This window comes from Lacibacter sp., assembly GCF_057361365.1.
The window spans coordinates 14,421-28,303 of sequence record NZ_JBMQSG010000013.1; the positions used below are offsets into that span (position 1 = coordinate 14,421).

At 41.2% G+C, this 13,883-nt stretch carries 11 protein-coding genes; all 11 read right to left on the reverse strand.

Features of this window, described 5'->3' with window-relative positions:
• Nucleotides 1-3: 3 nt before the first annotated feature.
• The 11 genes from ACO1QW_RS13575 to ACO1QW_RS13625 all read right to left on the reverse strand — a co-directional run bounded on the left by ACO1QW_RS13575 (nt 4) and on the right by ACO1QW_RS13625 (nt 13,870).
• The gene (locus tag ACO1QW_RS13575; RefSeq protein WP_486259367.1) at nt 4-1,731 is read right to left on the reverse strand and encodes a carbamoyltransferase family protein; all 1,728 of its coding nucleotides are present in this window, start codon (nt 1,729-1,731) and stop codon (nt 4-6) included.
• A 53-nt stretch (nt 1,732-1,784) separates the two neighbouring features.
• A complete protein-coding gene (locus ACO1QW_RS13580; protein WP_486259369.1) occupies nt 1,785-2,933 on the reverse strand; it encodes a glycosyltransferase family 4 protein in 1,149 nt (382 codons plus the stop codon).
• 124 nt (nt 2,934-3,057) lie between these two features.
• Entirely contained in the window at nt 3,058-4,431 is a 1,374-nt protein-coding gene (locus ACO1QW_RS13585) for a hypothetical protein (RefSeq protein WP_486259371.1), read from the reverse strand.
• Nucleotides 4,428-5,585 (reverse strand): glycosyltransferase family 4 protein, encoded by a 1,158-nt coding sequence (locus ACO1QW_RS13590; RefSeq protein ID WP_486259373.1) that lies wholly within the window; start codon nt 5,583-5,585, stop codon nt 4,428-4,430. Before ACO1QW_RS13590 ends, ACO1QW_RS13585 begins: the two co-directional genes overlap by 4 nt.
• Before the next feature lie 23 nt (nt 5,586-5,608).
• Nucleotides 5,609-6,679 (reverse strand): glycosyltransferase family 4 protein, encoded by a 1,071-nt coding sequence (locus ACO1QW_RS13595; RefSeq protein ID WP_486259374.1) that lies wholly within the window; start codon nt 6,677-6,679, stop codon nt 5,609-5,611.
• A 184-nt stretch (nt 6,680-6,863) separates the two neighbouring features.
• Nucleotides 6,864-7,694: a hypothetical protein gene (locus ACO1QW_RS13600; protein WP_486259376.1), complete on the reverse strand. Its 831-nt coding sequence runs from the start codon at nt 7,692-7,694 to the stop codon at nt 6,864-6,866.
• A gap of 75 nt (nt 7,695-7,769) precedes the next feature.
• Nucleotides 7,770-9,107 (reverse strand): glycosyltransferase family protein, encoded by a 1,338-nt coding sequence (locus tag ACO1QW_RS13605; protein ID WP_486259378.1) that lies wholly within the window; start codon nt 9,105-9,107, stop codon nt 7,770-7,772.
• The gene (locus ACO1QW_RS13610) at nt 9,104-10,342 is read right to left on the reverse strand and encodes a glycosyltransferase family protein (RefSeq protein WP_486259380.1); all 1,239 of its coding nucleotides are present in this window, start codon (nt 10,340-10,342) and stop codon (nt 9,104-9,106) included. Before ACO1QW_RS13610 ends, ACO1QW_RS13605 begins: the two co-directional genes overlap by 4 nt.
• A 223-nt stretch (nt 10,343-10,565) precedes the next feature.
• Nucleotides 10,566-11,804: a glycosyltransferase family protein gene (locus ACO1QW_RS13615; RefSeq protein WP_486259381.1), complete on the reverse strand. Its 1,239-nt coding sequence runs from the start codon at nt 11,802-11,804 to the stop codon at nt 10,566-10,568.
• Complete coding sequence (locus ACO1QW_RS13620) at nt 11,791-12,750, reverse strand: hypothetical protein (protein ID WP_486259383.1); 960 nt, start codon at nt 12,748-12,750, stop codon at nt 11,791-11,793. The genes ACO1QW_RS13615 and ACO1QW_RS13620 overlap by 14 nt, the downstream gene beginning before the upstream one ends.
• A gap of 103 nt (nt 12,751-12,853) precedes the next feature.
• Nucleotides 12,854-13,870 carry a glycosyltransferase gene (locus tag ACO1QW_RS13625; protein ID WP_486259384.1) on the reverse strand — a complete coding sequence of 339 codons (1,017 nt, stop codon included), beginning with the start codon at nt 13,868-13,870 and terminating at the stop codon, nt 12,854-12,856.
• Nucleotides 13,871-13,883 lie beyond the last annotated feature (13 nt).

The following is a 13,883-nucleotide window of genomic DNA, read 5'->3' on the forward strand; positions in this document are numbered from 1 at the left end:
TACTTATCGCTCTACAATTATATTTTCCATCACCAGCATATCCATTTGTGTACGGAGAAAACAATCCAATGCTTCTGCAGGAGAGTTAACGATGGGTTCGTTTTCGTTAAACGATGTGTTCAGCAAAATCGGCACGCCAGTTTTTGTACGAAACGCATCGATCAATGCATAATATCTTGGTGAAACAGTTTGATCAACAGATTGCAAACGACCAGTACCATCTACATGCGTAACGGCAGGGATCGCTGATTTCTTTTCTTCCCTTATCGGAAATACTTTTTCCATAAAAGGCACCACATCTGATACGGTGAAATACTCCTCCACATATTCTTTCAGGATGGAAGGAGCAAACGGACGAAAACTTTCCCTTCGTTTGATCTTTGCATTCAGCAGATCTTTTGCATCATGTCTTCTCGGGTCAGCAAGGATCGAACGACCTCCTAATGCTCTCGGCCCAAACTCACTTCTGCCGCTGAACCATCCAACAACACCGGCATTCACCAAACGATCCGCTACATAATTATACAATTCACTATCTGGTAATTTTTTGTATCCAATGTTTCTCGATTGGAGATATGCTTCAATCTCTTCATTATTGAAATGACTACCTGTATACGCCGACCATATCGCAGGCTGACGGGGTTGTTGCAAGGTTTGATTATACACATACAACGCTGCTCCCATGGATATTCCTGCATCATGTCCGGCACTGGGGATATATACATTTGTGAAGGGTGTATTACGTGTAATCTTGCCGTTGGCAACTGAATTCTGCGCTACACCACCTGCAATACAAACATTTTTCAATCCCGTTCTTTTCTGCAAAGAAGTGAGTATGTGAAAGATCAACTCTTCCGTAAAACGCTGTACTGATGCGGCCATATCCTTATGAAATTGCGTTAACTCTTCGCCTTTTCCCCTTGCCTTTCCAAGTTTTGTTTCAAACGCATCTGTAAACAAGGTAGCCACAACAGGAATGTGATCTTCACCATAAGTGATAATGCCTTTAGTTGGGTTACGGAAATACGAAAGGTTCAGTTTAAACAATCCGTCATCTGTAAACTGTATTAACTCTCTTAGTTGATCAACATACTTTGCATCACCATACGGTGCAAGACCCATCACTTTATATTCATCGCCATAATGAGGAAAGCCTAACCACTGTGTGAGGGCTGTGTAAAATATTCCAACTGAATGAGGGAAATCAACTGAATCAAGGATTTCAATTTTATTTCCACGACCAATACCGATCATAGTAGTGGTAAAATCACCTGAACCATCAATTGATAACAAAGCGGCTTCTTCAAATGCTGATGCAAAAAAAGCAGAAGCTAAATGACTACGGTGATGTTCAACATTGTGGATTTTCTTTCTCAATGCTGCTTTATCAATCGCTTCTATTTTCGCAAACTCATCTTCGAGCGTTGATACTTTTTTCGCATTGCTCAAACGGTTACGCACAGCCGACACACTGTTTCCAGGGTTTTGCAACAGGAACAACAGTTTCTTCCCCAGTTTCGCCCAAGGGTCACGACCAATAGCAATATGATCTACATCCTTTAAACTCACTGCAGCTTCTTTCAAACAAAATTCCACAGCCATAGAAGGGAAGCCTGCCCAGTGCTTTACACGTCGAAAACGCTCTTCTTCAATTGCTGCGATCATCTTACCATCCACAAAAATCGCCGCACTGCTGTCTGCATGATAGGCGTTAATTCCAAGAACAATCATTCGTATTATGAAAATTTAAGGCCGCAAAGATAACGTTCATGCTTATCGGCCAGCTAAGTAAATAAAGTTTGATATTGTTGTTTGACAAGGTTTATATCAACAAAATTTGCTCCAAAAGCAGCTGCTGCATGACTATACTCCGTTAGTTGATCTTCATTCATAGCTGCAAACTTTTCAATTGCAATGGATAGGTCGTTCTGTAGCTGAAGAATATCTGCTGTAAATCCGGCGTTGAAATTCTGCAGCTGTTTAAACGGGGTGGTATTGGTGGTGATCACAGGCTTACCTGCACTTAACGCTTCAAGTAAAGCATGCCCGAAATTTTCACTTTTGCTGGGCATAATAAATACCTGGAACTGTTCCATTGCTGTTGCTTTGTCCGCAGGTGAAAGTTCACCCTGATAGATCACTTTAACATTCGAAGAAAGCTTTGCGATCAACTCTTCGCATTCTTTCCAATAGGCTGCATCTTTTACCGGGCCATAAATACGCCATTCAATATGAGCAGAACTTTTTTGTAATACCTCTAAAACAGCCAGGTGATTTTTCATCGGACTAATGAGTGCCACCGTACCGAGGATTAATTCATTGACCTTTTTTTTAGGTGTAGAAACAACTGGCAACAGATCGGGAAAATTGCCGGCAACAAAAACCTTCATCTCCCTTCCAAACTGTTGCTTGATATAATGCAATTCCTGTTCATCAGTCGCATGCCAATAAACAGACTTATGCCAGCCCGCCAATTTAAAAAAACTTAAAAAGATTTTCTTCTTGAGTGATTTCTGTGAGAGTGCCCCAGGGTGAAGCATTCCTCTTGCAGATAAGATGAGCTTGCAGTTGGTATACTGTTTACAATAAGCAACCGCATATTGCAAAGGCCTTATATTAAAATGCAACGAGAACAATCCATTGATGAAGATTGCATCGGGTTTGATGGAATGGAAGAGGTCCTTCAATTGATAATGACTTCCTGCTGTGTAATCACGGTAATAAACTTTCGCCTTCCCTTCCCAATCGATCCATTTATTTGCAACAACACCTGGCAATGCTTTTTGCTCATTCATTTCATGCGGCTTACATACAACATATATCTCATAATCGTTATGCAATTGCCGCACAAGGTTCACCAATGATTGTACTGGCCCACCCGCTTTCCAGGCCGGGTAAAAATGATCGTAAAAAATGAGGATACGTTTATTCAAAAAAACAGTTGAAGTGTTGCTTTCAGCTTGGAATCATTCGGCTTTTACCGCTGGATTTTGACACTTACTTTTTGATTTTTCGGATATTATTATTTGGATTTGGGTCCTTCAAACTACTCTGTGCTCAAAGTTTTAATCGTAGAAGGCGGTCTCCTGCCCAATAACAAAACCAAATAAACAGAAGATTTTTTATTAGTGAGTTGACACACATTAAAATGTCTGTTTCCATCTGAATAGAATTAAGAAATAAAACGGGGAACCACAATATAATTGTAGGTCTCTTCCTGGCAATATTCAGGATCATTAGCACGGTTAATGAAAAGAACAAACCATAAAAAAACATAAATACAATCCCACCTTCCACACCATAATTTCCATATGCCTCACCCATGGGACTGATATTCATACTATAACCCAAGACAATAAACCCAGTAAATCGTTCCATATTATAGTGTCCTCCGGACGTCGGTTTATCCGGCCACATGATCCTTGGTACAAAAGAAGCTGCAAGAGATGTAGTAATAGTTTCTCCCTCGGCAAAAGGTGCACTGCGGGGAACATAATCCAGCACTTTTGCTACAATCATTCCCTGATTGAAACGCATAATCATGGGAAAAGCCGCTTCCCAGTCAAAAAAACGGCCCGGGTCACTAATACGGTCAACCACGAGCGAAAAAAAAGCTTCAGTTTTTGATTGGTTTTTATCGCCCCCCCAGGTAAGCTGCCTGAAATCGCCTTTCACAGTTTGTATTAATAGTACAAATACAATACCGATGAGGGTTATACCAAACTTTCTGCTTGCTTTAATGTTTTTCCCAATCATAACCAGCATTACCGCAAGAGCAAGAAGGAATATCAACTCTCCAAACATTCCCAGAGTCAATGCCTGGGCAAGTATTGCAACACCAGCCCCTATTAAATAAAATTTCCGGTTTGATTGATCAGAAAAATAAGTATAGATGGCGCCTACATATAACAGCTTGCTAAACAAATATGCTACATACTTCAATTCACCTGGTACAAATACTCCCATAATGCTCGCAACTACTCCGATAATAATCAGGAGCAGGCCTAAATTCCCCTTACCTTTTAAATATTCACGGGACTGATGCAATGCACGCTCATATTTTCGGGGCAATGAAGTTTGAAAAAACTCAGGGAGCTTCACACCGGCAATAAAAGATAGCACAGCAGGAAGCATAAAATCATAATACATCTCCGGTTTAACAGCCATGTCATATTTCAAGGCTTGTACAACAGCGTCGCTGTTATAAACATGATAAACGATAGCTGGCATAAGCAGGCATTGAAAAATGGCCAGCAAAATGGGAATGTCAAGCATATTATAAGACTTCCCGATTGAATCAATAAAGTTTAAAAGAAAATAGATAAACAAGCCAATGGATATCAATTCAGCTGTTAATAGCGAACCTGCCATTGAAATAGCTAACACCCCTAACAAAGCAATTACGCCAAAAATTAGTTTATTGTAGCTCATACTGCGTCTTCTATTACAGATCCTGTATTCTCGTAAGAATATGACTGAATTAACTGGCGACTATTGGCCCCCATCAGTTCAAGCTCTTGTTTTGATTTTAAAAAAAACCGTAAAACTTCATTCAGTTCTCCCGGATCTTCGGCACTAAAAACTTTCCCGTTATGCTTCACTAATTCGTTGAAACAACCGCATTTATTACTCACAATAACTGGCCGTGATGAAGCCATTGCTTCATTTACACTCAATCCCCATGTTTCACCCGGTCCTTTCGATGGCAACACAAATACATCACCTAAACGGTATACCACTGGCATTTTTTGTTGATTTTGAAAATCAAGAAAAAGAATACGTTTATCGTTTACTGCTTTTTGTTTTAATTCATCTTCGAGCAATCCATTTCCAACAATCAGCAATCGTATAAGATCGGATTCAATCGATGTAAAAGCTTCCACTAATCCAAACGGGTTTTTTTTTGGTTCTAGTTTACCGGCAAATAAAAAAACGATCTCATCCTCACGTATCCCAAGTTCACTTCGCCACAGTTTTGCCATTTCTTCAAATTTCCCATCACGATCATCAAAACGTTCATTGTCGATGGCATGTGGTGCATAATACAATTGCCGCTCTTTGATGCCATGCTTAAGGTAGTACGCTTTATTTGCCTCACCGGTATATAGTGCCACATCGATATGTTTATATACCCAGGTCAAAAATAAACGCCTTGCTAGTTTCTTTAGCGATAAACCGGGCTTTTCGTCAAGCAAAGTTGAGTCTCCTCTGAAAATAATTTTCCTCTTTCCTTTATAATGCCGCAGGATCTGCAAATGACTTTGGAAACTCCAGCCAAACACCAATAATGCATCCGGGTCGAAATGATCGATCCGTTTTACAAGATCTCTATTCTTTATGCCCCTGAAATGCCCTGCTCCGGGGTTCGGGGAAACATTTTCTACAAATTCTTTTTCATAGCCATCAAGCAAAGGAATGTCCCATTTAAATTCTTTTTTGAAATCCGGATCATACACAAAGCCACTCTCAGTTTGCCCCCAGGTATAAAATACCTTCAGATCAATCTTCCCCCGTTGCATTAATAATCGGAACAATGGCGCATTGTACTGTATGGGATGAGATGTAATGATCGCTAGTTTTTTCATTCTTATCTTCTGCTTCTTACCTTTTATTTTCCATCCAATACTGCTTCCTCAATAACCTGCGCCACTTTCGTTAATGAAAACTGCCGAATATGCACCAATGCTTTCTTACCCATTTCTTCGCAATCTGATTTATTATTGAACTTCTGCATTTGCTCTAGCAAATTATGAACGTCTCCTGACAGGAATACAAAACCGGTTTCTCCTTCTCTTATTAATTCAGGTGCACATCCACATGCATCACTTACAATGGCTGCTTTTCCGCAAGCCATGGCTTCATTTACACCAAGCCCCCATGTTTCGCTTTCACTTGGCAATACAAACACATCGCCCATTCGGTACAGGCATGGCATTTCACTTTGGTTGCGGAATGGTTGAAACAAGATTCGTTCATCGTCGTTAGCCAGTTCTCTGAGCAAATTTTCCTGGTCACCATTTCCCGCTAACAGTAACCGGTAGTGCTCCCCTTTTAATTGCTGAAATGAACGAATTAACAGGCCTAGCATTTTAACTGCATAAAACTTCCCTGCATACAAAAACACAATATCACTATGTTGAATTCCTAACGCCGCCCGTTCATTAAGTGCCTTCATTTCCCATTCCTCAGCGTTCAGGGTAAAACGATTGTTATCAACGGCATGTGCGGCATAAGTCAATTGATCATTACCCAAACCCGCATGCAAATAATAATCTCTATTTTTTTGGCCTACATAAAAAGCTTTATCCACCCTGCGGTAAACAAATCGTAAAAATCTTTTCTTAAACAACTCACCTAACCAGTTTCGCTTCGATTGTAAATGAGAATCGCCACGAAAAAACAATTGTGGGTTTCCACCAAAGCTCTGTAAAATGCGAAGATGACTATAAAGGCTCCAACGATACACCAAAATTGCATCATATTGTTCATCTTTTAGCTGCGATACCAACCCGGGATTTACAACACCCCAAAATCGGTTCGAGTCAGGGCGACGGGAAGTATTTTTAACAAATTCATACTCATAGCCCTCCAATAATGGAATATCCCAGCTACGTTTAAAACCAAACCTCTCATCATACACTGCATCTTTCGATTGTCCCCATGTGTAAAACACCTTCACCTTAATATGCTTTCGTTCACTCACCAGTCGGAACAACGGAGCATTGTACTGGATAGGATGGGTTGTTATAATGGCTAATTTTTTTATGGCGCCGTTCTTATGAGTAATGCAGGAAACAATACTGAAAATTTAATTCAATAAAGTCCTGCCCTTTGCTGACAACCGCTCTGAAAGCAGGTGCTTATTAAGTAGTAAATAATTTCTGGGGACGGATATTAAATTCTTCCCGTAAAGAGTTTGTGAGCTTTACTCCTCGCAGGATTCGCTTTGCAATAGCCTTGATATTAAATCCAAACTCTTTTTGATATACCTGCGACATATTGGAATGGTGTACCACATACACAAGCATGGCATTGGGAACAGGTACCAACTCGGCATCATAATATTTCTTCATACGCCCCCTTACCCAACCATGATCGGTAAAAAGATTATAGTCATCCCAGTCAAGTGAATGGAAATCCGGTATTTCAACCAAATCACGATGCAGCATATGTGTCGATCCGTTTAAACCGCACATATAACGTGGTACGCTGATCAGGAAACCAGCGCCCTCTTTATATAAATATCCCTTGTCAAGATACCAACCCCTGCAGTCGTCGCCATTGGCAGTGGAAAAAAGATAAGCCAGGAAGTGTTTTGAGAGAAGATCATCTGAATCTAAGGCCATTATATAATTACAACCAGCCTCTTTAGCAAGCTTGGACCCATAGCAAAGTTTTCTGGCTTTATCCCAACGACGCACTGCTTTCTGTGCTGATTTGAATTTAATAAACAAGTCCTCACCATTCCTTAAATCGCTCCACGACTGATACCCGAAAGGAAATTCAACATATGTCAGTCTTGGATCAGCTAATGGTAGTTCCGGCGCATCGGTATACAAAACATATATTTTCAGATTTGCATAGGTCTGTCGTAATACTGACTCAATTGTTCTGTTAAGCAAAACCTTATCTCCCTGCCAGTCAGCTGACTCAGCTTTAGGACGAAGCGGAATGATGAACGCAAACTGAATCATATACAATTTCGCTTTAACAAAAATGTTGGAAATGATTGCATGCAATCCTTTTCACAGGCATTATCAAACCAGTTTTTATTCATTTGGTTTTCCCGGAACACGCTGGTTGTTGATTAAAATCCGGCTACCCATTTTATTTTCGCCAGTAAACAATTGATTCAAAAGTCCCGTCAATTGTTGTGTCACCGCCCTTGCCGAATAATGCTCAAATACATCCCGCTTTACGTTCTCTTTTTTAAATGTCTCTTTGAAACGGGAAAATCTATTCCAGGTGTTCATCCATTCACCATAAATCTTTTTGACGTCGGCTTCGCCGTTAAACGTTAACACTATTCCGGAACAGGATTCTTCAAGCACCCGCACTGCAGTGCTGGCAGAATGCAACACAGCCAACACAGGTTTTCCACTTAACACCCCTTGATATGCTTTGCTGGGTGTATAGTGAGGCTCTGTACTTCCTAAAATAAAAACAGCATCCGCTGCATCTAGATGAACCAGTACATCTAAATAGGGTATCCGTTTGGGATACTCAAATACGACCGTATGCCAAAATCCGTATTTTTCTGCTAAAGGCTTAATAGTAAAACTAGTTGCATCATTGGGCGATTTACCGGTGCCTATAAAATGGAACTCTACATCCGCAAATGCATCCTTGTTTGAAGCAATGGCACGAAAAATTTCTTCCAAAGGTTGATAAGCCTTGGGCAACATGGCACCCGCATAAACCAATTGCAGTTTTTGGTTGCGTTGAAAAAGATAAGGCTGCAATTTCATATCGTTTAACCGCTCATGATCCTTCGCTTCTCCGCCATAAGGCATAGCACCAAACAAACAGCTTTTTTGTAAAGAAGGGTTACGTTCAATCACTGCCTTATAATACCCTTCGGCAACACCGGTAATAAGTGATGCATGTTTCACCGCTTTTGGTTCAAGCCATTCAGCAAGCTTTGTACTGAACCAATGGCGGGAAAATAATTTATCTGAACCCGGAAATTGATGGACCCATGGATCAATATAATCGATGCCGTATTTCACACCCGTTTTACGATGCAGGTAAGGCCCGATCAGCGAAACATAAAAGGAGGGTATAGGAATGTACACAAAATCGATTTCTTCCTTCTGTACTAATTCAAGTGCCCGTTTGCGTAGTTGATAAAAAGCACGGAGACCAATATCGCCAATCAACCTGGGTTTGGTAATCTTATAAGCTTTTACTTTTTCAATGCGTTGATGGGCAGGTATGAGTTTCTGCAGGTTCCAGTCAAGTTCCTCTTCGTAATAATCTTCATGAACGGCCAGGATGATCGGATTCCATCCATACGCTGGTAGGTGTTGTGCAAACAAACGGCTGCGATGTACAGCTGCAAGATTACTCGGAGGATAGTGGGGTGTTATGATGAGAATTTTTTTCATGACACGCCCATTAGTAGATTAACTTGTTCAACAATTACTTTCTGCTCTTGCTCCCAATTATATTTCTTTTGCCCTAACTCAAATGCTGCATTTCGGCAACTATTTAGATGCTCGGGCTGTTCATAAAACGCTTTTAATAGTGCCGCAATTTGTTTAATATCACCCTGTTCGTAAAGCCGCCCGATTTGCGAATGCTTCTGCCAGAAATCCGCATGTCCTTTGGTATTGGAAAACAGCACGCAGTTACCTGCCAGTAAATACATAAATAGTTTGTTTGATAAGGCTATTTCATTATTAATATCCCGGCCTGGTTCACAAGCCAGGCCAATATGATGTTGGGAAGCAATATGAACAATATCACGTTCATTAACAGGATCAAGAAATTGTAATTGACAAGGCAAAACTCCATATTGCGCCGCTAGTTTAACAAAAAAATCCTTCCGCCCACTTTTCCAACTTCCTAATAATGTCAATTGGATAGAAGGATTGCCCAGCAGTCCGATTGCCTCTATGATTGCTTCTAACCCTCTGTTAGCACCAACAAACTGTGAAAACCAAAATAGTTTCAGCGGGGGGGTGGTCAATTCGGTGCACTTATCTGCCGTATAGGAAACAGGGAAACAATTATTAACCGTATATATAGGAACCTTGGGATAAATTTTTTGATATTCTTCCTTGATTAACCGGGACGCAGCTGTGGCATAATCTAAACGCTGCACATAATCATCTTCAATTGCCTTAACCTTCTTCCAATGGATAGAATCGGGCATATCCTCCCCCCGATGGAAATCTTCAAAATCAAAAGCGGCTTTTACACCATGTTTGCGGGCGGCCAGCACTGCTGAAGGTAACGCCCCGATATTATGACCGATATATAAAGCGGCCTTGTGTTTTAGAGCAGCTGAAGTTAGCTCCTGGCTGTAAAAAGCAAAGGATCGAACAGCAGCGTCAAACGTATTACCTGCCAGTAGAAACAGCAAATGATATAATTTTCTGCGCAAACGGGCCCATTGGTATAACCCGTTTTGTTTTTGAGGATGGTGCCCTGCTTGTACCCAACTTATGTGTGGATAGCGTGCAAACAACTCCACATCAAATGGCTCCGCCCATGGCGATAACGGGCAATAGATTACAGTTACAACATACCCGGCTTTCCATAGCGCAACGGCTTCCTTCACCAGGCGTGGATTTGCGGATGGCTGGAGTGACGATACTAATACAATCTTCTTATCCAATGGCAGTTTGTAGTTTCCTTGATCATTCTAATAGCTAAATTGTCTTCTAGATTTCAATAGGATAAGAGAAGAACATTTATCAATAATAATTGAAGAAGCTGTTCAACTCGGTGAGTAAGGATAACTGTCTCCCGCCCCAATGATTGCACATGCTGGATAAAAAACAATTTCGGTGCATCGCTATAGCCTTCAAAAAAAATAATATGGATACACGAGTACGATTTTACGCAGTACCAAGAATATCTTTTATCGCCGTTGAAAGCTGTTCACTCTCAGTTTCCCAGTTGTATACTTCCCTTGCCAGTTGAAGAGATTTTTCTTTTTGTGTAACCACCAAGCTGTGCTCATTTATATATCTTTTTAAGATAATTGCCAATTGCTTATGGTCGCCACATGGGTAAATAGCGCCGATACCCGGGTTCGTATCAAAGAATAATTGTTGTGCAGGAGTTCCTGAAAAAATAACAGCATTACCACAAATCAAATAAGTAAACAATTTATTTGACAAAGCAATTTGATTATTTCGGTCTCGGCCGGGCTCAACAGCAAAACCAATATCAAATGCACGGGCAATCTCAAACACTTGATCCGGATGAACAGGATCAAGGAACTGCAGCCATACATTCAGGCCATCCGTGCGTCTTCCCAACACTTGCAAATACCGTTTCATCTCATCAGTGCAATACCCAAGTAATGTAAACCTGCAGGCATCTGCCGGCAACTGTTTCATTGCAAGTATCACATCTTCCAGTCCACGCTCCTTTCCGATTGTCTGTGAAAACCAGAATAATTCCAATGGATTTTTAACCTCGTTAATTGCCGTGGCTAAATGCTTTTTTGAGAAAACGTTATTAATAACAAGGGGGCTTATATGATACAATTCTTTATACGCCTTAGCCATCAATGGACTGGCAGCTGTTACATAAGCTGCACCAGGCACATATCGGTCCTCAATGAATTTTGTTCGTTCATAAATTGCTGTTGCAGGATCTGTTTGCCCCCGGTGAAAATCCTCAGCATCAAATGCATACAACCTTTTTTTAAGTTCGGCTGCTCTTCCGGCAACAGCAAGTCCGCCCAGGTTATGCCCAATATATAAGTCTGCTCTAACGGCAATAGCTGCCTGCAGCATAGCATCATAGGTTCGTATTTCTGCTCTTACAGCAAAAGGAAGAAACGAAGGAAACAATACAGAAAGTGACCTATAGCATTTATGCATTGCTCTTGAAAAGAAATACCACATCTTCCTGTTAACAGGATTACCTCCAATTTCAACCCATTGTACGGAAGGGTTACTCGCAATAATCAATCGATCCTGTTCAATAGCCCACATTACCCAGAAACTGTACAATACAGTAACACGATACCCTTCTGCTGCCAATGCAATAGCCTCCTTGGTAAGTCTTGGATTAGAAGATGGTTGGCCGGGAGTCAGTAATACAATATGCTTAGGCAGTGACATTCTTTTTGATCAATTCAATCCATTTGCCCAGTTCAAAATTTTCATCTGTATGCCCTTCAGGATAAACACCTGCATGAACAAGTTTCATGATGGCGGGTAAATTAGTAATATATTCTGGCGGCTTCGAATGTGGATGCATGGTCCAGCTTTTATAACTATTAAGGATCAGCCTGCGTCCGTTATTCCCACCGATTTTTCGATACATAATAATTTCAGGAGATCGGGGATAACCTCTGTTCAGGTATTTTACAGCAAGTGTTTCCACAAGAATACGTCCGGAAAGTAGTGGCAGGTATTTCTTCATACGTTCTTTATCAATCAGCAAACATCGGGTACTGAAAAAAGTATCAAGCCACCCGTCTTTTACTTTTTCAAATGGCACACCATGCCGGTAACTGGGGCTGTCATCTGCATGTGAAAATGGCGTGTTATATCGGGGGCAGGCAGCAACAGCCCGCTCATTTTCTTTCAACAGCTTAATTGCCTCTTCAGTCCAGCTGTAACCAGGCTCTTGAAATAATATCATATCACCATCATAATGCAGCACATATCTGGTTGAGGGCAATTCAAATCCCAGCCAGTAAGCCATATTTGCACAGCCGCCATAATCATGTGTATGGTAGTACCAGCCCCCAAGATATCGATCCCCCAGTTGCTGTATCATTGCATCACCTGGTCGCAAAACATACACATCGCAATGGTTGTAGTTGCTGGCAATGGTTTCAGCAATAACTTGTATTTGCTCCGTTTTCTGTGTAAACTGAGGCTCAGGAAACCGTGTATCCGGGTCTACCAGTTTGGTGCGGCCGGGTTTACAAATATCAACTACCAATAAAACACGAACCGCTTCCGGATGCTGTTCGATCAATGCAGGCACTGTTAAAGCGGCATAGGCAATGTCACCGGGTGAGAGATTGATCTGGAGTGTGAGTTCATGATTCTTCATAGTAGCAGATAGTATTATCCCAGCCTTCAATTTAGCTACGGGAGTGACCAATGGTTCTTACAACAAACTTTTTTGCTATTTCACGCAGAAATTTAAAATACCGCTATAATCTGTTGCTGGAATAGATGGTTAAATAATCGTTTGCAATTCTTGTATCACTGTATTTTTCAAATGCAGCATTCCGGCAGGCTTCTCTGCTTAAAGTTGGAATTAAGGCAACTTGCTCCGCCATCTTTTCTGCAGTCGTGCTGATAAAACCGGTAATACCTTCAAAGATTCCTTCCGGTACGCCTCCACCGGGAAAAGCAAGAATAGGAGTGCCACAGGCATAAGCTTCCGGTAAAACAATGGGGAATGGTTCATACCATTCCACCGGTAACAGCATGGCAGCCGCACCACCTAATAATGCATTTTTTTGCACATTATCTACTACACCAATATAGCTGATCAGCTTGTTATCAAAATGAGGTGTCAGTTCCTCTTCAAAATAACGCTGCTCTTCTTTAAGAGGGGATATATTCCCGGCGATGATTAATTTTCGTCCGGTCAGTTTCGCTACCTGTATAGCAGTATGTGCTCCTTTGCAACGTTCAAGCCTTCCTAAAAATACAAGGGGTGCATCTGCAGCTGCCACCGGAACAAAAGTAAACTGGTCAATAGGCGCACAGTTATAAACTGTTTTCCAGTCTCCACCACCCGCTATACCGGTTTTTACGATAGCATCCGATACAGCGGTATAGGTCATATTTCTGATACCGATCCGGTTCAGCCATTTAATATTGGCAGGAGTAATATATCGCATATAGGTCTGCACTTTCCTGATCTTACTCCAGGCAATGGGAAACATCCAGGCCAGTCGCCCAAAATTATGGATCACATCATGCTGCCCGATTTCTCTGTAAAGAATGCTGGTTACTTCTTTTAATAAGCCGTAATCAATGTTGATCGACTGCAGGTCAGCATTCGATCCATAAGTAACAAGTCGGCCCGGACTCTTTGAATTAGGTCCCGCAACTAAGGTCACTTCATGACCCATTTCCACGTACTTACAGGCAATATCATAGATCACCCGCTCAATACCACCGTAATGTTTGGGTGGAACAGGAATAAACGGGTCCATAAACAGTAAAATT